The 23,685-nt window shown below is 63.1% G+C and carries 17 protein-coding genes and 1 pseudogene; 6 read left to right on the top strand and 12 right to left on the bottom strand.

What is annotated here, in order from left to right:
• Positions 1–251: 251 nt before the first annotated feature.
• The gene (gene codB / locus CFII68_RS21305; protein WP_018602887.1) at positions 252–1,523 is read left to right on the top strand and encodes a cytosine permease; all 1,272 of its coding nucleotides are present in this window, start codon (positions 252–254) and stop codon (positions 1,521–1,523) included.
• 12 nt (positions 1,524–1,535) lie between these two features.
• Positions 1,536–2,783, top strand: a complete 1,248-nt coding sequence (gene codA, locus CFII68_RS21310) for a cytosine deaminase (RefSeq protein ID WP_018602885.1) — start codon at positions 1,536–1,538, stop codon at positions 2,781–2,783.
• A 196-nt stretch (positions 2,784–2,979) separates the two neighbouring features.
• Here codA and CFII68_RS21315 read toward each other — a convergent pair whose 3' ends face one another.
• Positions 2,980–3,972 carry a diaminopimelate epimerase gene (locus CFII68_RS21315; protein ID WP_018602883.1) on the bottom strand — a complete coding sequence of 331 codons (993 nt, stop codon included), beginning with the start codon at positions 3,970–3,972 and terminating at the stop codon, positions 2,980–2,982.
• 169 nt (positions 3,973–4,141) lie between these two features.
• On the opposite strand from CFII68_RS21315, the gene CFII68_RS21320 reads away from it, so the two are divergent.
• On the top strand, positions 4,142–5,293 hold the full coding sequence (locus CFII68_RS21320) for an MFS transporter (RefSeq protein ID WP_018602881.1): 1,152 nt from the start codon (positions 4,142–4,144) through the stop codon (positions 5,291–5,293).
• A 132-nt stretch (positions 5,294–5,425) separates the two neighbouring features.
• Here the strand turns inward: CFII68_RS21320 and CFII68_RS21325 are convergent, their stop codons facing one another.
• The 11 genes from CFII68_RS21325 to CFII68_RS21375 form a co-directional block, all read right to left on the bottom strand.
• Positions 5,426–7,864: a TonB-dependent receptor gene (locus CFII68_RS21325; RefSeq protein ID WP_018602879.1), complete on the bottom strand. Its 2,439-nt coding sequence runs from the start codon at positions 7,862–7,864 to the stop codon at positions 5,426–5,428.
• 97 nt (positions 7,865–7,961) lie between these two features.
• Positions 7,962–8,945 carry a FecR family protein gene (locus CFII68_RS21330; protein ID WP_033062456.1) on the bottom strand — a complete coding sequence of 328 codons (984 nt, stop codon included), beginning with the start codon at positions 8,943–8,945 and terminating at the stop codon, positions 7,962–7,964.
• 37 nt (positions 8,946–8,982) lie between these two features.
• Positions 8,983–9,483: a sigma-70 family RNA polymerase sigma factor gene (locus CFII68_RS21335; protein WP_018602875.1), complete on the bottom strand. Its 501-nt coding sequence runs from the start codon at positions 9,481–9,483 to the stop codon at positions 8,983–8,985.
• 207 nt (positions 9,484–9,690) lie between these two features.
• A complete protein-coding gene (locus CFII68_RS21340; protein WP_003203930.1) occupies positions 9,691–10,131 on the bottom strand; it encodes a carboxymuconolactone decarboxylase family protein in 441 nt (146 codons plus the stop codon).
• A gap of 251 nt (positions 10,132–10,382) precedes the next feature.
• Positions 10,383–11,825: a mechanosensitive ion channel family protein gene (locus CFII68_RS21345; RefSeq protein ID WP_018602871.1), complete on the bottom strand. Its 1,443-nt coding sequence runs from the start codon at positions 11,823–11,825 to the stop codon at positions 10,383–10,385.
• 194 nt (positions 11,826–12,019) lie between these two features.
• Positions 12,020–12,886 carry a pirin family protein gene (locus CFII68_RS21350; protein ID WP_018602869.1) on the bottom strand — a complete coding sequence of 289 codons (867 nt, stop codon included), beginning with the start codon at positions 12,884–12,886 and terminating at the stop codon, positions 12,020–12,022.
• Positions 12,887–13,143: 257 nt separating this feature from the next.
• Positions 13,144–13,797 carry a response regulator transcription factor gene (locus CFII68_RS21355; RefSeq protein ID WP_018602867.1) on the bottom strand — a complete coding sequence of 218 codons (654 nt, stop codon included), beginning with the start codon at positions 13,795–13,797 and terminating at the stop codon, positions 13,144–13,146.
• Positions 13,798–13,872: 75 nt separating this feature from the next.
• Positions 13,873–14,307 (bottom strand): response regulator, encoded by a 435-nt coding sequence (locus CFII68_RS21360; RefSeq protein WP_018602864.1) that lies wholly within the window; start codon positions 14,305–14,307, stop codon positions 13,873–13,875.
• 127 nt (positions 14,308–14,434) lie between these two features.
• A complete protein-coding gene (locus CFII68_RS21365) occupies positions 14,435–17,635 on the bottom strand; it encodes a transporter substrate-binding domain-containing protein (RefSeq protein WP_018602862.1) in 3,201 nt (1,066 codons plus the stop codon).
• Positions 17,636–17,947: 312 nt separating this feature from the next.
• Positions 17,948–19,282: a lysine N(6)-hydroxylase/L-ornithine N(5)-oxygenase family protein gene (locus CFII68_RS21370; RefSeq protein ID WP_018602860.1), complete on the bottom strand. Its 1,335-nt coding sequence runs from the start codon at positions 19,280–19,282 to the stop codon at positions 17,948–17,950.
• Between the two features lie 146 nt (positions 19,283–19,428).
• Complete coding sequence (locus CFII68_RS21375; protein ID WP_033062455.1) at positions 19,429–19,911, bottom strand: sigma-70 family RNA polymerase sigma factor; 483 nt, start codon at positions 19,909–19,911, stop codon at positions 19,429–19,431.
• A gap of 487 nt (positions 19,912–20,398) precedes the next feature.
• On the opposite strand from CFII68_RS21375, the gene CFII68_RS21380 reads away from it, so the two are divergent.
• The 3 genes and pseudogenes from CFII68_RS21380 to CFII68_RS27830 all read left to right on the top strand — a co-directional run.
• Complete coding sequence (locus CFII68_RS21380; protein ID WP_018602856.1) at positions 20,399–21,547, top strand: efflux RND transporter periplasmic adaptor subunit; 1,149 nt, start codon at positions 20,399–20,401, stop codon at positions 21,545–21,547.
• Positions 21,548–23,518, top strand: a complete 1,971-nt coding sequence (locus tag CFII68_RS21385) for a MacB family efflux pump subunit (protein WP_018602854.1) — start codon at positions 21,548–21,550, stop codon at positions 23,516–23,518.
• Positions 23,519–23,528: 10 nt separating this feature from the next.
• Positions 23,529–23,685: pseudogene (locus CFII68_RS27830) on the top strand (RND transporter); the annotation flags it as partial.

The following is a 23,685-nucleotide window of genomic DNA, read 5'->3' as shown; positions in this document are numbered from 1 at the left end:
GGGCTTGCTCGCGAAGGCGGTGTATCAGTTATGAATACATTGGCTGACACTCCGCCTTCGCGAGCAAGCCCGCTCCCACAAGGAAACCGCATAGGGTAGTGGGATCTGTGTTCCAACTTGAATCACCGCCGCACCGCTTTCGATCCCTGCGCCCACCCAATCCCCAGGATTGTCTATAAATAACCTCGCGATCACTCGCTTGGCACGGCCGCTGCACGCTTGCGACATCCCTCATCCGCAAGGACCGCCACATGACTCAGAACGATCCGGGCAATGACTACCCCTTGAGCGAAGTCCCGATGCACGCTCGCAAAGGCCTGGCCTCCACGGCCATGGTGCTGCTGGGTTTCACCTTTTTCACCGCCACGATGTTTGCCGGCGGCAAGCTGGGGGTGGCGTTCGGTTTTGCCGAGATGCTCACGGTCATCATCATCGGTAATCTGCTGCTGGGCCTGTATGCCGCTGGCTTGGGTTACATCGCCTTCAAGAGCGGGCTCAATTCGGTGCTCATGGGCCGTTTCTGTTTCGGCGAGGTGGGCAGCAAGCTCAGTGACTTGATCCTCGGGTTCACCCAGATCGGCTGGTACGCCTGGGGCACGGCGACGGCCGCGGTGGTGCTGGGCAAATATTTCGAATTGAGCGAAGGCACCGTGCTGGGGTTGATGGTGCTGTTCGGCCTGGGATTCTGCGCCACGGCCTACATCGGCTATCGCGGCTTGGAAATCCTCTCCTACATCGCCGTGCCGGCGATGATGCTGCTGCTGATGTTGTCGATGTGGGTCGCGACGGTGAAGGTCGGCGGTCTCGATGGCTTGCTGGCGATCGTGCCGACGGGCAGCCTCGACTGGTCCACCGCCATCACGTTGGTGTTCGGCACCTTCGTCAGCGGCGCGACCCAGGCGACCAACTGGACGCGGTTTTCCCGCTCGGCGAAGGTCGCGGTGCTGGCGAGCCTGATCGGCTTCTTCCTGGGTAACGGCCTGATGGTGCTGATCGGCGCCTACGGGGCCATCGTCTATCAACAGCCGGACGTGGTCGAAGTGTTGCTGCTGCAGGGCTTCGCCATGGCGGCGATGGCCATGTTGCTGCTCAACATCTGGAGCACCCAGGACAACACCATCTACAATTTCGCCGTGGCCGGTTGCAACCTGCTGCGCACCCGTCGGCGCAAAACCGTGACCCTGGGCGGCGCGGTGATCGGCACGCTGCTGGCGCTGCTGGGCATGTACGATTTGCTGGTGCCGTACCTGATCCTGCTGGGCACGGTGATCCCGCCCATCGGTGGGGTGATCATGGCCGATTTCCTCTTCCGCTGGCGTGGTCGTTACCCGCGCCTGGCCGAGGCGCAACTGCCGGCGTTCAACTGGCCCGGGCTGTTGGCCTATGGGGTTGGCACCGTCGCGGCGTTCAATTCACCATGGGTCGCGCCACTGGTAGGAATCGCTGCCGGCGCGCTAACGTATGTGCTATTGATCAGCGTAATGGGTACTCGCACCGCTGATGCGCCCCTACAAGACCTCTAAAGGATTCGCTTGATGCACATCATCAACGCCCGTCTGCGTAACCGTGAAGGCTTGCATGAACTGCACCTGGAAAACGGCCTGATCGCCAACATCGCCCGCCAGACCGAAGCCCCCAGCCTCGGCCCGGAAGACCTCGATGCCGGCGGTAACCTGGTGGTCCCACCCTTCGTCGAACCGCACATCCACCTGGACGCCACCCTCACCGCCGGCGAACCGCGCTGGAACATGAGCGGCACACTGTTCGAAGGCATCGAGTGCTGGGGCGAACGCAAGGCCACCATCACCGAAGAAGACACCAAGACCCGCGCCAAGAAAACCATCCAGGCCCTCGCCGCCCATGGCATCCAGCATGTGCGTACCCACGTCGACGTGACCGACCCCGAGCTCACGGCGCTCAAGGCGCTACTGGAGATACGCGAGGAAAGTCGCCACCTGATCGACATGCAAATCGTCGCGTTCCCCCAAGAAGGCATCGAGTCCTACCGCAACGGCCGCGAGCTGATGGAAGAAGCCATCCGCATGGGCGCCGACGTGGTGGGCGGCATTCCCCACTTCGAGTACACCCGCGACCAGGGCGTCAGCTCGGTGAAGTTCCTCATGGACCTGGCCGAACGCACCGGCTGCCTGGTGGATGTGCATTGCGACGAAACCGATGACCCGCACTCACGGTTCCTCGAAGTGCTCGCCGAAGAAGCCCGCAGCCGCGACATGGGCGCGCGGGTCACGGCCAGCCACACCACGGCCATGGGCTCCTACGACAACGCCTACTGCGCCAAGCTGTTCCGCCTGCTCGGGCACTCGGGCATCAGCTTTGTCTCTTGCCCCACCGAAAGCATTCACCTGCAAGGGCGCTTCGATAACTTCCCCAAACGCCGCGGCGTCACCCGGGTCAATGAACTGCTCGAGGCCGGGATGAACGTGTGCTTCGGCCAGGACTCCATCGTCGACCCGTGGTACCCGCTGGGCAACGGCAATATCCTGCGGGTGCTGGAAGCCGGGCTGCATATCTGCCACATGCTCGGCTACCGCAACCTGCAAAGCGCCCTGGACCTGGTCACCGACAACAGCGCCAAGGCCATGGCCCTGGGCGAGCGCTACGGCCTGGAACCCGGGCGCCCGGCAAACCTGCTGATCCTGTCGGCGGACAGTGACTACGAAGTGATCCGCAGCCAGGGCTTGCCGCTCTACTCGATTCGCAACGGTGAAGTGCTGATGAAGCGGCAGATGCCGGTGGTGGAGTTTGCGCAGCAGCCAGGCTGATTTCCACAACCCCTTGCTCGCGATGGCGGCGGGTCAGTTGCATTGATGTTGGATGTGCTACCGCCTTCGCGAGCAAGCCCGCTCCCACAAGGGGATCCTCAGTGGACATGAATGTTGTGTCCAACACCGATCCACTGTGGGAGCGGGCTTGCTCGCGAAGACGGCATCGGCCACACCGCAAAACTTCCAGAAAGCTCTAGGGCACAGACCGCGCCGTCCCAAACAACCTGACCCGCAGCAACTCACCCGCCTCTTCTTCCAGCAAAATCGGCGCAGTCCCCCCCGGCATCACCACACTCACCGCCCCCGCCTTCACCCAACCTACCCGCCACGCAGCACTGGCCACCGCGCTGGCGCTGGTGCCCGAGGACGCGGTGGGCCCCTCGCCCCGCTCAAACACCCGCGCCGCGATTCGCCCTTCGGCTTCCAGACTGGCCCATTGCAGATTCACCCCCCTCGGGCACGGAACACCGGCCCCAACGGGCGTCGCATAAGCAATGCGAGTCAAGCTTTGCGACAGCGCCGTAGCACGCATCTGCGAATTGCTCGGCAACCCTTCGGCACCGGCCACCAGCGTCACGCAATGAGGATTGCCAATGTTCACGAACTGGCTGTTGCCCCATGCCGGGTTCAACCGTTCAAGCGCCGCCACACGGCTAACGTCGCACTGGTTGAACAGCACGCTCTCGACCTCCTGGGCGCCAACAACCTGGGGCCCGAACAGCGGTTTGCCCAGGTCCAGCCAGAAGCCTTGCACCCCTTCGAATCCAGCGGCGCGAACCGAGGTTTGCAGCGGTGACAAGCCGTCGGGTCTATCGTGATGGACCTGCAGCACGCAATCACCAGCCCCCGCCATCAAGCCCTGCGCTTGCAACGCCTGGGAGAAAATCGTCAGGCCATTGCCGCTGCGCTCGGCCAGTGTCCCGTCGGTGTTGACGATCAACAGATCAAAGGGCGGTTCGCTCTGGAACGGGCCGATCAACAGACCGTCACTGCGATGGGCCTTGGCGTCCGGTGCTGCTTCGCCCGGCGCCCAACTGCAGAAAGCAAGCACGGCAGCCGAGGCCCAGGACTCGCGCCGCTGTGCAGCCAGGGCGGCTGACGGCGGCAAATCAATGCCGTAGTCACGCACCTGTTTCGGCGAAACGACGCCATAGATATTGCCGCGTGCATCATAAAACTGCGTCATGGACCAGACCCGAAATCAGCCAGCTAGGGCCGGTACTTTATGCTGGCGAAGGCTGAGGGAGCAAAGCCCACGCTTTAGCCAGCACCTTGGGGTCGCGGTGCGGTCAGTGGATATGCAAGCATAGGCCCCTACCCGCCGCACCGCACCGCACGACAGCCAAGGACGTTTCATGACTGCCATTACGCCCCCGCCCACCTTTATCCCCGGACGCCTGGAACAGATGTCCACCCGCATCGCCTACCTCATCGCCGGCATCGGCATCGCCGCCTGGGCGCCGCTGGTGCCGTATGCCAAGGCGCGGGCGAACCTGGATGAAGGCACCCTCGGCTTGCTGCTGTTATGCCTGGGCGTCGGGTCGATCCTGGCGATGCCGATTTCCGGTGCGCTGGCGGCGCGGTTCGGCTGCCGACGGGTGCTCAGCGGCGGCACGATTCTGATCTGCCTGGCGTTGCCGTTGCTGGCAACGATGACCTCCCTGCCCTGGCTGGTGGCCGCCTTGTTCCTGTTTGGTGCCGGGCTCGGCACCGTGGACTCGACCGTGAATCTGCAAGCGGTGATCGTCGAGCGGGCCAGTGGCAAGACCATGATGTCGGGTTTCCACGGCATGTTCAGTCTCGGCGGGATCATTGGCGCGGCGGGTGTGAGCGCCCTGCTTGGCCTGGGGCTTTCGCCGCTGGGGGCGACGCTGGTGGTCAATGGGGTGCTGCTGGTGGCGTTGTTCAAGGCTGCGCCGCACCTGCTGCCCTACGGCAGTGAAAGCTCGGGACCGGCGTTCGCCATTCCCCACGGCGTGGTGCTGTTTATCGGCATCCTGTGTTTCATCGTGTTCCTGGCCGAGGGCGCGGTGCTGGACTGGAGCGCGGTGTTCCTGACCACCGAGCGCGCGGTGGATACCGCCTATGCCGGGCTGGGTTATGCCGCCTTCGCGCTGACCATGACCGTCGGCCGGCTGACCGGCGATTCAGTGGTGCATCGCCTGGGGGCCAAACGCGTGATCATCTATGGCGGATCGATCGCGGCAGCCGGGTTCCTGTTGGCAACCCTCGCACCGATGTGGCAAGCCGCACTACTGGGTTATGCGTTGGTGGGCGCCGGGTGTTCGAACATCGTGCCGGTGCTGTACACCGCCGTCGGCAAACAGACCCTGATGCCGGAAGCGATCGCCGTACCGGCCATCACCACCATCGGCTATGCCGGCATCCTTGCCGGCCCGGCGCTGATCGGCTTCGTCGCCCACGGCAGCAGCTTGAGCATTGCCTTCGGGCTGATTGCGCTATCGCTGGTGGCGGTGGCGGCCAGTGGCAAGGTGTTGAAGGTCTGAGTTCTCTACAGACCTTGTGGGAGCAAGGCTTGCCCGCGATGAAGATGACGCGGTCCTTTTTGAGACCGAGGCGTCTGCATCGCGAGCAAGCTTTGCTCCCACAGCGTAAAGCTCACTCAACCCTTGACCCGATCAGAACCCCACACTCGCCTGCACAAAGAACGTGCGCGGTGCGCCGACATAAATGCCTGAGTTGTTGTCGCTCGAGCGGGTGTAGTACTGATGATCGAACAGGTTCTTCACCCCGGCACCGACTTTCAGGTTCGACAGCTGCGCACCGAAGTCATAGCCGGCGCGCACGTTCCAGAGCACGTAGCCCGGCATGTCGCCGTACTGCCCATCGGCGGTGCCATCGGTGATGTAGTCGCCGCTGAAGCTGCCATCGGCGTTCACGCTGTTGCCCGGTGAGCGCTGCTTGGACTGGGCGAAGGCGTCGAGGTTGTAGGTCCAGCGGTTGACGTCATAACGCAGTCCCACGTTGGCCACCTGGCGGGAATAGAACGGCAGGTCACGGCCCTTGAAGCTCGGGATCTGGCCTTCGTAAGTCGCCCGGGTGTAGGTGAAACCGGCGTTGGCGGTGAGGCCTTCGAGGCGTGGGTCGAGCGCGGCCATGTCGTAATGCACCGAAGCCTCCAGGCCCTGGTGCTTGGTCGCGCCCATGTTGGTCCAGCCCACGTCATTGCTGATGTACTGCAACTCGTCGTCGAAGTCGATGTAGAACAGCGTCACTTCCCCGCCCCACACGTCATCGTTGTAGCGCGTGCCGATCTCATAGGTCTTGGCCTTTTCCGGGCTCAGGCCGTTGGCGGTGTTGTTGCCGTCGCCGCCCTGGCCGAGCTGGAAATACTGCAGGCTACCGAACGAGGTCTCGTAGTTGGCGAACAACTTCCAGGCATCGGACAGGTGATACATCACGCTCAGGGCCGGCAGCGGTTCGTTGCTGTCGATGCTGCGGCGTTTTTCCTGCACCGGGCGGCCGGCGGTATCGAGCACCGGGCGGTCGTGCCATTCGGTGCTGATGCTTTCGAAGCGGATACCCGGGGTGATGGTCCACTGGCCGACATCGATCTTGTCATCGATATACACCGCGTGGGCTTCAGTGCCACCGGTGCGATCCTGGTAGACGTGACCGTCGGAACCCGGACGCACCACCGGCTCGTTATTACGCAACGCCAGGCGGCTGGCCTCTTCGTGCATGCCTTCCTTGAGGTAGCGATAACCGACGCTGGCCTCCTGCGTGGTGGCGCCCAGGTCGAACACGTGAGACACCCGAGGCTCGATGCCGAAGGTGTAATAGGTGCGCGGGTAGGACACCAGGTTGCGCTGGTCCCGGGAAGCGATGGTGCTGCCACGGTAGCTGTCGGAGTAATAAGTCAGCACCTCGGCTTGGGTGCGCTCGTTGATTTCACGGATCCACTTGAACGACACGTCCTTGCGCCGGCCGCTGAAGTTGTCCCAGTCGCGGTCGGACTGGTAAGGGTCCGCGTCATATTGGGCCTGGGTCAGGCCGCCGGGCATGTCGGCCTTGGCGTCGTAGTAGTGGAAATTCAGCGAGAAGTCATCGACATCGGTCGGCGCCCAATGGGTCTTGAGGATCACATCGTCGATGTCGTTGCCGTTGTTGCTCTGGCGATAACCGTTGCCGTTGACGCCCGAATACAACAGCGCCACGCCCAGGCCGTTGTCGGCGGTGCCGCCAAGGAAAGCCGTGTCGATGTGCTTCCAACCGCCGCGCTGGGAAGTTTCCAGGGTGGTGCCGATTTCACCGCTGGCTTTTTCCGGGATCGCGCGGGTCACGAAGTTGATCACCCCGCCGACGTTCTGCGGCCCATAGCGTACGGACCCGGCACCGCGCACCACGTCGATGCTGTCCAGGTTGCCCGAGGAAATCGGTGCCATGGACAGTTGCGGCTGGCCGTAGGGCGCGAACGCTGCCGGCACGCCGTCGATCAACACCGTGGAGCGTGGCGACAAGCGCGAGGTGAGGCCGCGCACGCCGACGTTCAGGGAAATGTCGCTGCCGCCGGTGCCGTTGGCCTCTTGCACTTGCACACCTGGCACGCGCCGCAGCACGTCGCCGACGTTCATCGCGCCTTGCTCCACCATGGCTTCGCGACGGATCACCGTACGCGCACCAGGGTGGTTCTGCACCACCTCGGCGTTGGCATCGCCGAGCCAGTCGCCAACCACCTGGATTTCAGTGGCGCCCAGCTCCAGCGGGCCGGCGTTGGGGGCCGAGGGCGCCGGCAACACGGTCGCTGAACCGTCATCGATCTGGTATTGCAGGCCGCTGCCCTGCAGCAATTGGCGCAAGGCCGCTTCCGGGGAGAGGTTGCCGTCCACCGCCGGCGCTTGCTTGCCGGCCACCAGCTCGGGGCTGAAGAACACCTGCAACGCGGTCTGCTGGCCGAGCTGGCTCAAGGCTTGGCCCAACGGCTGCGCCTGGATGTGAATAGCGGTGGCGGCCTGGTCGGCGAACGCCTGGGGCAGTGCGGCGCTGACCGCCAGGGTCAGCGCCAGTGGCAGCCAGCGTGCCGGGGTCCGGTTGTTGTTTTTGGCGAGGGTTTTCACGTCGAACCTTGTCCTGTTGATCGCAAGAATACGCGTCTGTTAATGCAAACCAGTTGCAGTTGGACAAGAAGACGATGAGCTCGGAAAAAACCTGAATTTATTTCGCAATTATTTCCTGGCTGCCGTCATCCAGGCTGCGCACGGCCACCGGCAGGATGTTCGGCAGCGCCTTGAGCAGTGCCTCGGGATCGTCGGCGCGGAACACGCTGGTCAGGCGCAGGTTGCCCACCGCCGCGCTGCCGACCCGCAGGGGATGGGCGCGATAGCGGGAGACTTCTTCAGCCACTTCCTTGAGCGGTGCGTTGTCGAACACCAGTTTGCCGTTGCGCCAGGCGGTGAGCGCCTCGGCGTTGACCGCGTAAGGTGTGGCAACTTTGCCCTGGGCATCGATCTGGGTGCCGAGGCCCGCCGTCAGGCTGACGAATTGAGCCAAGGGCGCGGCGCGGCCCTGGACCTTGACGCTGCCCTGCTCCACCACCACCCGGGTCTGGTCGGCATCGCGACGCACGTCGAAGCGCGTCCCGGTCACCGTCACCTGGCCGTTGCCCGCATCGACGGTGAATGGCCGACCGGCATCATGCTCGACCGTGAACAAGGCCTCGCCTTCGGCCAGTTCCACCCGGCGTTGATGGTGTGCGAACTCAATACGCAGGCGGCTGCGGCTGTTGAGGTCGATCACCGAGCCGTCCGGCAAGGCGATATGCCGACGCTCACCGAGGGCGGTGGCGTATTCGCCGCGGTAGTCGGTGGAAGAACTCAAACCGCTGAACAGCCCCAATCCCAGTGCCACCGCGAACAGCCCCGCGGCGACGGCATAGCGCAACAGCGGTCGGTGCTTGGGACGTTCGGCTGGCGGTTCGCACAGCGCTTGCAGGCGTTCCTTGGGCAACAGGTCGGTGGCGCTCCAGATGCCCTGCAGCAATTGGACTTCGTCGCGGTGATTGGGATGTTCGTCCAGCCAGGCTTCGAAACGCCGGCGCTCCTCGATACTCATGGCGTGCGCTTGCAAACGCACGAACCATTGCGCCGCCGCGTCGCGAACCTTGTCCTGCCCGCACGGGCATTCACGGCTATCCATCATGGAAGGTCCTGTGGCTCAGGTGGAAGATGGCGACGGATCATTGGCCAGGCCCGTCCAGACGATCGCGCAGATGCCGCAGGGTGCGGATCATATACTTTTCCACCATGTTCTTTGACAGGCCCAGGCGCTCGGCGATTTCCGCCTGGGTCAGGCCTTCGATCTTCTGCCAGACGAACACCGTGCGGCAGTTGGCCGGCAGCTCGGCAAGCGCCTGCTCGATGGCGTCGGCCAGTTGGATCGCGTGCATGAAGTGCTCCGGGTCGCCCGAAAACGACTGACCAGGGTCGATGACAGCCTCTTCCATGGCCCCCCGTCGATCTTCGCGCCGATAGCCATCCACTGCAATGTTGCGCGCCGTCTGATGCAGGTAGGCCCGCGGCTGCTCGACCGCGCTCGAATCGGACTCAAGCACCCGCACGAAGGTGTCGTGGGCCAGGTCCTCGGCCTGCTGGCGATTGCGCAGGCGACGGGTCCAGGTGCCGATCAATTCTTCGTAATGCTCGAAAAAGCCGGGTCTGCGGGGCAGCTTGGGGGTCATCACGGCGCGCTGTGGGAACGAGGCGAGAATAGTAATGCTTCCTATTAATGTGAAGCAAACCGATTAAATCCGTGTGGGAGCAAAGCTTGCTCGCGATGGCGGTGTGTCAGTCAATGGGGCATGGACTATTGGACCGCTATCGCGAGCAAGCTTTGCTCCCACAGGTGTGCTCCCACAGGCTCACCCCCACAGGTATTTTTCTGCTGACTACGCTTCAGGCATCTTGCGAAAGCCCACTGCCAAGCGGTTCCAGCCGTTGATGGCGTTGATCGCCACGGTCAGGTCGACCATTTCCTTGGGGCTGAAATGCTCGCTCAGCAAGGCATAGTCGGCGTCCGGCGCGTGGGTGTCGCTCAGACGGGTCAGGGCTTCGGTCCAGGCCAGTGCCGCGCGCTCACGACCGGTGAAGAACGGTGCTTCGCGCCAAGCGGTCACGGCGTACAGCCGACGTTCGGTCTCGCCGTCCTTGCGGGCATCGGCGGTGTGCATGTCGATGCAGAAAGCGCAGCCATTGATTTGCGAGGAGCGCAGCTTGACCAGCTCCAGCAGGGACTTCTCCAGGCCCAGCTTCGAGACGGCGGTTTCCAGGGCCAGCATGGCTTTGAAAGCGTCAGGGGAAGCGGTGTAGAAATCGATACGCGGTTGCATGGTGAACTCCAGAACAATTGGGTGTAGCGCTACGTTAGCCGTGCAGTGACGCGGTACAAATAGCCAATTGTTGGGAAGTTCGGGTGGCCAATGGCAGACCGATGCTAATCCTTTGGGAAGAACACGAATCTATCGTGGCGAGGGAATTGTGGGAGCAAGGCTTGCCCGCGATGGGTGCGATGCAGTCCTTCAGAGATCGAGGCGCCTGTTTCGCGAGCAAGCTTTGCTCCCACACAGCGAGGGAGCGCGGTTCAAGCCCGGCTGCGCAACCATTGCAAAAAGCGTTTCTTGGCGATGGGCTTGGGGGCTTCGCGGGTCAGGTTCTGGGCCAGGTGCATGCGTACGTCCAGCAGGTTTTTCATCGCGTCGTTGATGTCGCGACGGGCCTCGAGGCATGGCTTGAGGTAGCTGTTCTCGATGCGGTACAGGGTGCAGAAAGTCTTGGCGGAAAAATTCGCCAGCGCCGCCTGCTCGGCGACGATCCCGGCTTCGCCGATCACCTCCCCCGGCCCCATGCGCCCGCCCTCGAGTGGCTGGCCGTTGCGCATGAGGGTCACGCTGACCACCCCGGACTCGATGATAAACAGATGATCGCTGACCTCCCCGGCCGCCAGGATCACGTCACCCGCACGGAAGGTCTGCAGGGTCATGTTCTGGCTGAAGGTGTCTTTCTCGTCCTGGCGCAGGGTAGAGAAAATGTTCGAGCTTTCCAGCAACGCCCGGGGCCGCGACACCGCCTGGGGAGCCGCGCTTTCACTGGTGGACAACAGGCTCACGCCCGACGCCTGCAAATGCCGGAACGCCAGGTCGAACAGCTGGTTGCGCACCGTGCGTTTCTGGGCCATGGAGGCAACGAACCCGCTGATCTCGTACTCCGCGCCGCCACTGCCGCTGCTTTTGAGCGTCACGCAGGGGGCCGGGCTGGCGAGCAAGGAACGACAGCCGATCATCGCCCGCTCCAACGCGTCGATCACGGTTTGTGGCCGCGCATGAGGGCTGACCTGGATGCTGATGGACAAGCCATGGACATCGCTGGGTCGACTGAAGTTGATGACCTTGGCCTTCGCCGCCAACGAGTTGGGAATCACCGCCATGCTGCCCTGGGCGGTCTGCAAGCGCGTGGCCCGCCAATCGATGTCAGTGACCCGGCCTTCGGTGCCGTCGATGGAAATCCAGTCATCGAGCTGATAAGGCTTGGTGGTGTTGAGCACGATCCCGGAGAACACGTCGCTGAGGGTGCTCTGCAAGGCCAGGCCGACGATGATCGCCATCGCGCCGGACGTCGCCAGCACGCCTTTGACCGGCAAATCCAGTACGTAGGCCATTGCGGCGATGACGGCGATCAGGAAAATCACCGCGCCGAGCAAATCCTGCAACAACCGCCCGGTATGGCCGACCCGTTGCATCATCGCCGCGCCGATCAGCACCGTCAGGGTTCGCGCGGCAAACAGCCACCAGGTGATCTGCAAACCGGTAGCCGCCAGGTGCCGCGGCACATCGTCAACCCACTGCGCCGGGACCATGGGGTTGAGGCCCTCGTTGAACAGCAGCACGCTGAACAACGAAAAAATCACCAGCCTTGCGCCGACTTTCCAATAGATCCGAGCCGCACTGACCAAATGCCACATCAACAGGTCGAGCACCAGCAGCGCCAGGGCACAGAGCAGCGGGTGCTCGGAGATCAGAGACAGCATCGGGACAGCTCCAGGAAGGCGATTGGCGAAGATTGGCACAGATTGACCAGGCTGTAGAGATCCCCGCAAAACTCCTGTGGGAGCGGGCTTGCTCGCGAAGGCGGAGTGTCAGTGAAGTAAATGTCTGCTGACACAACGCCTTCGCGAGCAAGCCCGCTCCCACATTTGGATCGGAGTGGCTGTTGTTTTCGCGTTCAATCGTCCATCCGGCCAAAACGCCCCGAGTGGAAATCGTTGAAGGCCTGGTGGATTTCCTGCTCGCTGTTCATCACGAACGGACCATGGCCGACGATGGGTTCGTCGATCGGCTCGCCACTGAGCAGCAGCACCACGGCATCGTTATTGGCTTGCAGGCTCAATTGGTCGCCGGCCCGGTCGAACAGGGCCATTTGCCCGGCCTCGACCCGTTCGCGGCCATTGGCCTGGACCGAGCCTCGCAGCACCACCAATGCGGTGTTGTGGCCTTCGTGCAGGTCAAGGATGAGGTTTTTCCCGGCATTCAAGCGGATGTCCCAGACGTCGATGGGCGTGAAGGTCCTGGCGGGGCCTTGCTGCCCTTCGAAGCGCCCGGCAATCAGGCGCAGGCTGCCGGCGTTGTCCTTCAAGGCGATGTTCGGAATGTCGCCCTTGAGGATCGTCTGGTAGCCGGCCGGGGCCATCTTGTCCTTGGCGGGCAGGTTGACCCACAACTGGACCATCTCCATGAACCCGCCCTGCCGGGCGAAAGCTTCGGAGTGGAATTCTTCATGGATGATGCCGGAAGCAGCGGTCATCCATTGCACGTCGCCGGGACCGATCTTGCCGCCGCTGCCGGTGGAGTCACGGTGCTCCAGTTCGCCCTGGTAGACGATGGTCACGGTTTCGAAACCGCGATGCGGGTGCTGGCCGACGCCACGACGTTCGGTGGTGGGCGTAAACTCAGTCGGGGCGGCGTGATCCAGCAGCAGGAACGGGCTGACGTGCTTGCCCAGGTTGTCATAGGAAAACAGCGTGCGAACCTGGAAGCCATCGCCGACCCAATGGGGCCGTGGACTGGTGTAGAGGCCGATGATGTTTTTCATGCTGCGTCTCCAAAAATCAGGTGCTGCGATTTAATGGAGACAGCTTAGAACCGACACCTTTGCAGCACTAGACTGCAAAAATCGGCTTTAGCGTTCTATCCAGAGAACGATTGAGCATTTAGAAAAACTTCAATGTCACCACAGTTCCCCTGTGGGAGCGGGCTTGCTCGCGAATGCGGAGTGTCAGTGAAGTAAATGCTGGCTGACACACCGCATTCGCGAGCAAGCCCGCTCCCACAGGTTTGGGTGTAACTCATTCAAATATGATTGCGCTTGGCAAATTCCGACAGCCCCACCAAGGATTGCAGGCCAAGCTTTTCCAGCAGCCGAGTCTTGTAGGTGCTGACGGTTTTTGGACTCAGGAACAGGCTTTCGGCGATGTCCTTGCCGCGCATGCCCATGGCCAGCATGCGCAGGATGGACAACTCGCGGGTGGAGAGGCTTTCCAGCGCCTGTTGTTCGCTGCGCTGCTGAAAATCCAGCCTGACGGACATCTGCGGAAAATAGGCATAACCGGACTTCAAGGCCTGGATGGCCTTGGTCAGCTCCTTGAGGTCGCTTTTCTTGGTCACAAAGCCCCGCGCACCGGCCGAGATGCAGCGGTTGCAGAAATGCTGCGCATCCTGGGCCGTGAACACCAGCACGCTGCACTCAGGGAACTGGGCCATGATCCAGACCAGCAGGTCCAGGCCATCGAAACCGTTCATCACCAGGTCCAGGATCACCAGGTCTGGCGCACACTCCTTGATGAGGGCCCTGGCATCGGCCACACCGCTGGCGTCCCGGATATGGGTGAATGCCTCATTCTGGCAAATAAGCCGCAGCGCCCCTCGTATGACAGGGTGGTCATCCACGATCAACACGTCTTTCAAGGCAATTCCCCAGGTCATTACAAACGGCACCGGCGCCATGACTGCACCGGACTCTTGCACAAGCCCCAAGCCCTGCCACCTGTCAGATCCGACAGTGCAGACCAGCGGTCTTCCTCAGCGTCCATGGCCCTGCCTGAGAGGGTGGGTCCACGGTTGCAGCGACTCACTGGCATGAGGGTCGACCCGCTCCATCAGGCGTCGCAGGGAGGCTAGGTCAGGCAGTGGCGCCTGGCTCAGGTGCAGGCTCGATCGACGCGCAACGGGCACCGGCGACCGACTGGCCGGTGGCGCGTTGTAAATCATTCCGTGACGAACCTGTGGGTTATAGATAACAAAATCGTGCAAGTCCAACGCCCCGCTTGCCAGCCCGGCATTGACGACAATCAGGTCGAAGGGCTCGCTGCCGTACTCCACCAGCGTCAGCAACTCTTGCACATGGCTCACGGGGACAATCCGGAAATAGCCCTGTTGATTGAACAGGCGCTCCAGCACGATTCGATGAGCGTGGTGTGGGTCGGCAATCAGGATACGGAGTGCTTTGTTCGGCATGGCAAGCTTTCCAATAGCAACGCGCCAGGTAGAAACCGGCTCAGAACATTAAGGGCCGTCAGGCTAGAGGAAGCGTTTGAAAGACGATGTAGGACTATTCCTAAAATGAAGCCAGACGAAGCCCTTGTTAGGTCTTCAGTTGCTCCGCCAGGTGCTCGATGGCTTGGCGAATATCTTCCACGGTTTGGGCGAGCAGCAACGTGTCGCCGCCCCGACAAGCGCTTTCCAGCGCCTCGCAGGCGGCGATCAGGCGTTGCGCCTGGACGATCCGCGCCCCGCCCTTGATCCGGTGCGCCAGGTCCGCCAGGCCCGGCAAGTCGTGTCGGCCGGACAGGTGCAACAGTCGCGCTAGATCGTCGGCATTGCTGCTGACCAGTTCCTCCAGCAGCGCCCTGATGGCGGTCGTGTCGCCGCCGGTCAGTTGTTCCAGGCTGGTCAAATCAAAGCCATCGCTGGGCTGAGGCGCCGCCGCGTGCGGCGTGACCGAAGCCAGGCACGCATTGAGCTCCCGAAGGCCGATGGGTTTGAACAGGCAATCGTCCATCCCGGCCTCGGCGCAGCGGTCCTTTTCCTCAGGCTGGGCGTTGGCCGTGAACCCCAGGATCACCCCGGGCGACAGGTTTTGCGCACGCTCTTCGTCGCGAATGGCCCGTGCGAGTTCGTAGCCGCTCATCAAGGGCATGTTGCAGTCGGTGATGACCACATCGAAGTGTTCGCTGCGCCAGGCCTGCAGACCCTCGACACCGTTCTGCGCCTCCTGGACACGATGGCCCAGGTAGCCCAGTTGCTGGGACAGCAGCAAGCGGTTGGCCGGGTAGTCGTCGACCACCAGGATACTCAGCGCCCGGTCCGGCACCGGCGCCTCGGCCTCGACAGGCGGCGCGGTCGGCAAAGCGTCGAGCAGGGGCAGGTCCAGCAGGATCTCGACCTGCGTGCCCGCCCCCGCCACGCTGCGCAACGTCAGGGTGCCGCCCATCATTTCGCACAAGGTGCGGCTGATGACCAGCCCCAGCCCGGAACCGCTGCGGGCCGACTGGGTCGTGTGGCTGGCCTGGATAAAGGGGCTGAACAGGCGGCGTTGGTCCTCAGGCGAAATACCGCAGCCGGTGTCCTCGACGCGCAGGCAAACGCCCAGGCGTCCGTGTTCAACGTCCAGCTCGCCGCGCACACTCAGGCGCACCTCACCCTGTTCGGTGAATTTGATGGCGTTGCTCAACAGGTTCGAGACGATCTGCTTGAAGCGCAACGGGTCGATCAACACGTCACGGTTGACCCCGACGTCCAGCCCCCATTGCAAGCGCAGGTGTTTCTGCCAGGCCAGCCCCTCGAAAATCCGCGCCACCGACTCGGTCAATTCGTGCAGATTGGCCCGCTGCGGCGCCAGCGACAACTTGCCCGACTCGATGCGGGCGATGTCGAGGATGTCGCCGATCAAGTCCAGCATGCCATGGGCGGCCCCCGACGCGACCTCGATGGCGAAGCGGTCCACGATGCCTTGGTCGGCTTTTTTCAGGGCCAGTTCCAGCAGGCCGATCACCGCATTCATCGGCGTACGGATCTCATGGCTCATGGTCGCCACGAAAGTGGTCTTGGCCCGATTGGCGTCGTCGGCGCTTTCCTTGGCGACGCGCAATTGCTCCAGCAGGCGCCGCAAGTAAATGACCCAGCCCAAGGTCACCAGCAACAGCAGCGCAGCGACGGTGAACCCTTGCAGAATCGTGGTGCGGTTGCGCAGCCAATAACTGTCGTCGATCACCACCTCACTGCGCCAGCGGTTGGTCAGCTCGTCCATCTCTTCGGGAGAAATGCTCAACAGCGCCTTGTCGAGAATCGAATAAAGCTCCAATGCGCCCCGGTTCGTCGCCAACGCAACGCGCGCGGGCAAGGTGCCGACGGTACTGGTGACCTGCAACGTGTCGCGGTACTGGCGGGAGATCATGTAGCGGGCGCTGATCAGCGGATTGATCGCAGCGTCCGCCGTGCCGGCGGCGACCATGGCCATGGCGTCGGCGGTGGTTTGTGCCGTCACCAACTGCACGCGGGGGAATTGCTCCAGCAGGAACTCGCGCAACACGTTGCCGCGCACCAGCGCCAGGCGCTTGCCGGCCATCTGGTCCAGGGTTAGCGGGCCCTTGGCCCGAGCGGGCACCACCAGCACGAACGGGTTCGTCAGGTACGGTCGGGTAAAGCGCAACTCGTCTTCGAGTTCGGTGCTGGGTATGGCGGTGGCCAGGACATCGGCCTTGCCGCTCTTGATCTGCCCGATCAAATCGTCAACCGAACCGCCACGCTGCACATCGAATTTCAAACCGGTGCGCAAACTGATCCTCGCCAGCACATCGGCGCCGATGCCGCGCAAATGGCCTTGCTCATCGAAGAACGTCAGCGGCAGGAAGTTTTCGTTGGCGGCGACTTTGATCCGTGGGTGGGCATCCAGCCAGCGCTGCTCCTTGACGCTGAAATGCAGCGCCTGCTGACCCGGCATGCTCGCGCCGCCGGCACTCCAGCGCCTCAGGATGCTCATGTGTTCGCTGGCGGGAATGGCTTGCAGCGCGGCATTGACGATGCGCAACAGCCGCGCGTTATCGCGGCTGACCGCAAAGGCGAACGGCTGCACTTCCATGCGCGAGAAATCGGCCAGTTGAATATTGTTCAGGTAATTCTTGCTGATCAGGTAGTTGGAACTGATCGAATCCCCCAGATAAACGTCGGCCTGACCAAATGCCACGGCGCCGATGGCGCTCAAGGTCGAGGGGAACAGCTGCAAGGAGGCTTCGGGATAAAACGCCTCGACCGTCTCCGGCGGCAAGTAGTGATACAGCATCGCCACGCGCTTGCCCGCCAGGTCGCTGGGCAAATCCTGGCTGTCGTCGATGCGGGCCACGAGGGTGGGCAGGTCATCGGCATAGGCCTGGGACATCGCCAGGTCCGGATCGGCGGCTTCGAAGCCGTTGGCGGTGCCGAGCATATCGATCTCGCCGCCGCGCAGGGCCTGGAGCGATTCGGCACGGGACGGATAGCGCTGGACCTGCACCTGGACGTGCAAGAGTTGCCCGAGCAATTGTGCGTAGTCGGCGGTCAGGCCTTCATAGTCGCGACCATTGCCGGTGATGCTGAACGGCGCGTAGTCCGGCGCCGAGGCGCCCAGCTGCAACGTGCCCTTTTGGCGCAGCCAGGTCCAGTCGGCATCGTCCAGGGACACCGAATAATCGCTCACATTGGAGCGCCCGAGCACCTGCAGCGCCTCGGGCGCCGCGCCCACCGGTGGCGCCACACTCAATGAGCCCAACAACAGCGCCACCAGGCCTGTGCGTAGAAGCAGCATCATCTGATCAGGGTGTTTCGTTTGGCGTAGTCGGCCCGGCGCACCGTCGACTGCACGTTCAGTCAGGGTGGACCGGCTGAGGGGTTCAGACTGCCAATACGAGGGAACAGCGAACCAAGCCTTTCAAACAGCAGGAGGCTGTGAAGTGAGTGTAGGAAATTTCTGAAGAATTTCCTGATTGGCTTGCGGTTGTTTTGTAGGAGCTGTCGAGCGAAGCGAGGCTGCGATCTTTTGATCTTTTGATCTTTCACTTGGGACTCAAGTGTTTGGGGAAAGATCGCAGCCTCGCTTCGCTCGACAGCTCCTACACAGCTCCTACACAGCGGCCAACCGCAAATCAGGCACCAGACGCGCCTGCCCGCGATGGTTCCCGTGTTCATACAGCGAGCCGGCGATTTCATCGGCGCGCACCGGCAGGATCGACAGCAGGGTGTCGCTCAGGCCATGGCTGGCCTGGCAAAAGCCCTGCATGAAGATCGCCGCCTTGCAGCGCTCGTCGGTGATCAGCTTGTAGTTGCGATCCACCTCGAAATCCCCCAGGTATTGCGCCAGGGGTTCCAGCAAAGTGCGGTGCATCTGCCGCTCATAACCGGTGGCCAGCACCACGGCGTCATAACGGCGCACGGTCAGCTCTCCCGTGGCGTTGTTGCGCACTGCCAACTCTACGCCGGCGTCGCTGGCCGTGGCTTTCTCCACCGTCGTGAGGGTGCGGAACGCATGACGGGCGACGCCAGAGACTTTCTGGCGATAGAAAATCCCGTAGATGCGTTCGATCAGGTCGATGTCCACCACCGAATAGTTGGTGTTGTGGTATTCGTTGACCAGGCGCTCGCGCTCGCTGTGGGGTTGCTGGAACACCAGGTCGGTGAATTCCGGTGAGAACACTTCGTTGACGAACGGGCTGTCATCCGCCGGCTTGAGGGCCGAGCCGCGCAGGATCATGTCGACCTGTACCGAAGGGAAGCTGTCGTTGAGGTCGATGAAGGCCTCCGCCGCGCTCTGCCCACCGCCGATGATGGCGATGTTCATCGGTTGGCCCTTCACACATGGTTGGCCGGCCATGCGTTCCAGGTACTGGGAATGGTGGAACACCCGCGCGTCATCCTTGAACGCCTTGAACGCCTCGGGGATGCGCGCCGTACCGCCAGCACTGACCACCAGCGCACGGGTGGTGCGGACGAACTCTTCGCCCTGGGCATCGCGGGAAATCACCCGCAGCGCTTCGACCTGCTGGTTGTGCAGCACCGGCTCGATGCGCAGCACTTCTTCACCGTAGCGACTCTGTTCGGCGAACTGTGCGGCCACCCAGCGCAGGTAGTCGTTGTACTCCATGCGGCACGGGTAGAAGGTGCCGAGGTTGATGAAATCCACCAGGCGACCGTGGTGCTTGAGGTAATTGACGAACGAATACGGGCTGGTGGGGTTGCGCAGGGTCACCAGGTCCTTGAGGAAGGAAATCTGCAATTCGCTCTGGGTCACCAGGGTGTTGCCGTGCCAGCGGTAGTCGGCCTGCTTGTCGAGGAACAGCACGTCCAGTTCACCCTGGACCGGCCCCCGCTCCTGCAGCGCGATGGCCAACGCCAGGTTCGAAGGGCCGAAGCCAATGCCGATCAAGTCGTGAACGATGGGCGATGCAATTGCCTGTGTCATGTCCAGTGTCCTCTGGAAAAGCCCCTCAACAGGGCACGAAAAGCCTGGGGAACCTGACCGGCGTTCGAGGCGCCGGCAAGTCGTCTGTTGAGAGGAACGAGGACAATGAAAAAAAATTTACCGCCGGGTGACCGGTGACGACCGAATCAGGGCGCGTCCCACTGTCGCACGCGAACGCGGCAGTGCTTCATGGCGTTGACGATGTGTTTTTCCACCAGCGCCCGGGAAATGCCCAGGCGCTCGGCGATTTGCGGATGGGACAGGCCTTCGAGCTTGCGCAGCAGGAAACTCTCGCGGCACAGCGGCGGCAGCTCGGCCAGGGCGCGCTGGAGCATGTCCAGGCGCTGGCCATGGTCGAGACTGGTGTGGGGCGACGGCGTGAAGAAGCGTTCTTCGTTGTCCAGCACCTCCAGGGATTCGACCTGGCGCAGGGTATTGCGCCGATGCCCGTCGATCACCAGGTTCAGCGCCGTGCGGTAGAGAAACGCCCGCGGTTGCTCGATGGGGACGTCGCTGGCACGCTCCAGCACCCGCACATAGGCGTCATGCACCACATCCTCGGCCGCCTGGCGGTTACCTAGCCTGGCGTTCAGGAAACACACCAGCTCGCGATAGTAGTTTTCCAACATGACTCCCGTGCGCAATGACTGCGACCGCTATCCCTGTGCCCACTCGGCATGCCCGGGACAGGCAATGGCACGATAGTGGCAGATTCAATCGCGTAATTTATAGTAATTCTCATATAGATTTAAAGCTTTGGTTTGTATCCGGGCTGATTCGTTCATTTCAAGTGGTGCCGAGAACCGCTGTTGTGGCGAGGGGATTTATCCCCGCTGGGCTGCGAAGCGGCCCCAAAACCTGTTACTCGAACCATCTGGCACACCGAGTGCTTGGCGATGGGGGGCTGCTGCGCAGCCCAGCGGGGATAAATCCCCTCGCCACAGATAAATCCCCTCGCCACCACATCACCTGACTTGGTTATTGCGTTGCCCTTCCGCCAACTGCTACCAAGTGTTTCACACCAGTAAATTCCCGCCCGGAACGCTCGTTTACCAGAACAGCCTCCCATCCCTGCCCTTCCTCGGACGGGCCCGATATCACCGGCCGGAACCCTGCATGAAACGTCCCCGCCCTACCCGACGCGCCTGGCTTCTCACCTTCGCCCTGCTTCCGGCCGTGGCCTTCGCCGCGTGGCAAGCGGTGGCGCCAAGCCGTGCGCCCCTGGTCACCGCGCCCGTCACCCGGGGCGATATCGAAAACAGCGTCACCGCCCTGGGCACCCTGCAACCGCGGCGTTATGTCGACGTCGGCGCCCAGGCGTCCGGGCAGATCCAGAAGATTTATGTGGAAGCCGGCGACGAGGTGCGTGAAGGCCAGTTGCTGGTCGAAATCGACCCGTCCACGCAAAAAGCCAAGCTCGACGCCGGACGCTTTTCCATCGAGAACCTCAAGGCCCAGCTCCAGGAACAGCGCGCCCAGCATGAGCTGGCGCAGCAGAAATCCCGCCGCCAGCAGCAACTCAAGGCCGGCGGCGCTACCCGCGAGGAAGACGTGCAGACCGCCCAGGCCGAAGTGCGGGCGACCCAGGCGCGCATCGACATGTTCCAGGCCCAGATCCGCCAGGCCCAGGCCAGCCTGCGCAGCGACGAGGCCGAGCTGGGCTACACGCGCATCTATGCGCCGATGAGCGGCACCGTGGTCGCCGTCGGTGCGCGGGAAGGCCAGACCCTCAACGCCCAGCAGCAAACCCCGTTGATCCTGCGCATCGCGCGCCTGTCGCCAATGACCGTCTGGGCCGAAGTCTCGGAAGCCGACATCGGCCACGTCAAACCGGGCATGACCGCCTATTTCACCACCCTGTCCGGCGGCAGCCGGCGCTGGAGCAGCACCGTTCGCCAGATCCTCCCGGTGCCGCCACGCCCGCTGGAAGCCAGCCAGGGCGGCAGCCCCACGGGCGGTCGCAGCGGCAGCGAGCGGGTGGTGCTCTACACCGTATTACTCGACGTCGACAACGCCGACCGCGCGCTGATGACCGACATGACCGCCCAGGTGTTTTTCGTCGCCGCCCAGGCCAAGAACGTGTTGACCGTGCCCATCGCCGCCTTGCAGGACGCCAGCCAGGTGCGGGTGCTGGCCGACAATGGCGATGTCCAGCCGCGCAGCGTTCGCACCGGCGTCAGCGATCGGCTGCGCACCGAGATTGTCGACGGCCTGAGCGAAGGCGACCGGGTGCTGATCGGCCCGACCACCGGCAGCGGAGGCTGAATGAGCACGCCCCTGATCGAACTGCAGGACATTCGCAAGGCCTACGGCGGTGGCGACAGTCCTCGGGTGGAGGTGCTGCGCGGCATCGACTTGGCCATTCACGCCGGGGAATTCCTGGCGATTGTCGGCGCGTCCGGCTCCGGCAAGTCCACCTTGATGAACATCCTCGGCTGCCTCGACCGCCCCACCAGCGGCGAGTACCGTTTCGCCGGCGAAGACGTCGCCAATCTGGGCAGCGATGAATTGGCCTGGCTGCGGCGCGAAGCGTTCGGCTTCGTGTTCCAGGGCTATCACCTGATCCCCTCCGGCACCGCCCAGGAAAACGTCGAGATGCCAGCCATCTACGCCGGCACCTCGGCCGCCGAGCGCCACGCCCGGGCCAGCGCCCTGCTCGACCGCCTGGGCCTGGCCAGCCGCACCGGCAACCGTCCCCATCAATTGTCCGGCGGCCAGCAGCAACGGGTGTCGATTGCCCGCGCCTTGATGAACGGCGGCCACATCATCCTCGCCGACGAACCCACTGGCGCCCTCGACAGCCAGAGCGGCATCGAGGTCATGGCCTTGCTCGACGAACTGGCGAGCCAGGGCCACGTGGTCATCCTGATCACCCACGACCGCGAAGTGGCGGCCCGGGCCAAGCGCATCATCGAGATCCGCGACGGGCTGATCATCAGCGACAGCGCCACTTCTTTGCCAACTGACGTGCAAGCCAATCCAAAGGCACTGCAAGCCGTGGACCTGCGCCAGCGCCTGAGTACCGGCAGCGAACACAACGGCGCCTGGAAAGGTGAGCTGGTGGACGCGGTACAGGCGGCGTGGCGGGTGATGTGGATCAACCGTTTCCGCACGGCCCTGACGCTACTGGGCATCGTCATCGGCGTGGCCTCGGTGGTGGTCATGCTGGCCGTGGGCGAAGGCAGCAAGCGCCAGGTCATGGCCCAGATGGGCGCCTTCGGCTCGAACATCATCTACCTCAACGGCATCGCGCCCACGCCGCGCGCTACCAAGGGCATTATCAGCGAATACGACCTGGCCGCCCTCGCCGCGTTGCCCGAGGTGCAGCGGATCATGCCGGTCAACGGTGCCGAGGCCAGCGTGCGTTTCGGCAACCTCGACCACACCAGCTACGTCGGCGGCAACGACACCAATTTCCCGATCATCTTCAATTGGCCGGTGGCCCAGGGCAGCTACTTCAGCGAGGCCGACGAGCGCAGCGCGGCGGCGGTGGCGGTGATCGGCCACAAGGTCCGACAGAAACTGCTCAAGGATGTCGCCGACCCCATCGGTCGCTACATCCTGATCGAGAACGTGCCGTTCCAAGTGGTCGGCGTACTGGCCGAAAAAGGCGCCAGCTCCGGGGACTCCGACGCCGACAACCGCGTCGCGGTGCCCTACTCTGCCGCCAGCGTACGGCTGTTCGGCACGCGTCATCCCGAGTACGTGGTGATTGCCGCCAAGGACGCAGGCAAAGTCCAGCAGGCCGAGCAAGCCGTCTCGCGGACGCTGTTGCGCCTGCACGACGGCAAGCAGGATTTCGAACTGACCAACAACGCCGCGATGATCCAGGCCGAGGCGCGCACCCAGGGCACGCTGTCACTGATGCTCGGCGCCATCGCGGCGATTTCGCTGCTGGTGGGCGGCATCGGCGTGATGAACATCATGCTCATGACCGTGCGTGAACGGACCCGCGAGATCGGCATCCGCATGGCCACCGGCGCCCGCCAGCGCGACATCCTGCGCCAGTTTCTCACCGAAGCGGTGATGCTCTCGGTGGTCGGTGGGGTCACTGGTATCGGCCTGGCCCTGCTGGTGGGCGGCGCGTTGCTGCTGGGCAAGATCGCCGTGGCCTTCGAATGGTTGGCGGTGTTCGGCGCCTTCGGTTGCGCGCTGGTCACCGGCGTTGTCTTCGGTTTCATGCCGGCCCGCAAGGCCGCCCGCCTCGACCCGGTCGCGGCCCTTACCAGTGAATGAACCCCAAGCTATGAAAGCCTGCGCCACCCCTGCGTCGGCCCCGGACAGCGGCCTCCAACCGCCACCGGCCTGGCAGAACCTCGATACACCCAGCGCCCGGGCGGATAACCAGCAGTGGTGGACACACTTTGGCAGCCCGCAATTGAACCGCTTGATCGAGCAAGCGC

It is taken from the genome of Pseudomonas sp. CFII68, from assembly GCF_000416195.1.
Lineage (GTDB): Bacteria > Pseudomonadota > Gammaproteobacteria > Pseudomonadales > Pseudomonadaceae > Aquipseudomonas > Aquipseudomonas kilonensis.
This window is presented reverse-complemented; position numbering and strand designations above follow the sequence as displayed.

Coding starts and splice junctions, on each gene's coding strand:
- CFII68_RS21320 (WP_018602881.1), top strand. CDS start 4,142: ATGACTGCCATTACGCCCCCGCCCACCTTTATCCCCGGACGCCTGGAA.
- CFII68_RS21330 (WP_033062456.1), bottom strand. CDS start 8,945: ATGATGGATAGCCGTGAATGCCCGTGCGGGCAGGACAAGGTTCGCGAC.
- CFII68_RS21350 (WP_018602869.1), bottom strand. CDS start 12,886: ATGAAAAACATCATCGGCCTCTACACCAGTCCACGGCCCCATTGGGTC.
- CFII68_RS21355 (WP_018602867.1), bottom strand. CDS start 13,797: ATGGCGCCGGTGCCGTTTGTAATGACCTGGGGAATTGCCTTGAAAGAC.
- codA (WP_018602885.1), top strand. CDS start 1,536: ATGCACATCATCAACGCCCGTCTGCGTAACCGTGAAGGCTTGCATGAA.
- CFII68_RS21315 (WP_018602883.1), bottom strand. CDS start 3,972: ATGACGCAGTTTTATGATGCACGCGGCAATATCTATGGCGTCGTTTCG.
- CFII68_RS21360 (WP_018602864.1), bottom strand. CDS start 14,307: ATGCCGAACAAAGCACTCCGTATCCTGATTGCCGACCCACACCACGCT.
- CFII68_RS21385 (WP_018602854.1), top strand. CDS start 21,548: ATGAGCACGCCCCTGATCGAACTGCAGGACATTCGCAAGGCCTACGGC.
- CFII68_RS21345 (WP_018602871.1), bottom strand. CDS start 11,825: ATGCTGTCTCTGATCTCCGAGCACCCGCTGCTCTGTGCCCTGGCGCTG.
- CFII68_RS21375 (WP_033062455.1), bottom strand. CDS start 19,911: ATGTTGGAAAACTACTATCGCGAGCTGGTGTGTTTCCTGAACGCCAGG.
- CFII68_RS21335 (WP_018602875.1), bottom strand. CDS start 9,483: ATGACCCCCAAGCTGCCCCGCAGACCCGGCTTTTTCGAGCATTACGAA.
- CFII68_RS21380 (WP_018602856.1), top strand. CDS start 20,399: ATGAAACGTCCCCGCCCTACCCGACGCGCCTGGCTTCTCACCTTCGCC.
- CFII68_RS21370 (WP_018602860.1), bottom strand. CDS start 19,282: ATGACACAGGCAATTGCATCGCCCATCGTTCACGACTTGATCGGCATT.
- CFII68_RS21340 (WP_003203930.1), bottom strand. CDS start 10,131: ATGCAACCGCGTATCGATTTCTACACCGCTTCCCCTGACGCTTTCAAA.
- codB (WP_018602887.1), top strand. CDS start 252: ATGACTCAGAACGATCCGGGCAATGACTACCCCTTGAGCGAAGTCCCG.
- CFII68_RS21365 (WP_018602862.1), bottom strand. CDS start 17,635: ATGATGCTGCTTCTACGCACAGGCCTGGTGGCGCTGTTGTTGGGCTCA.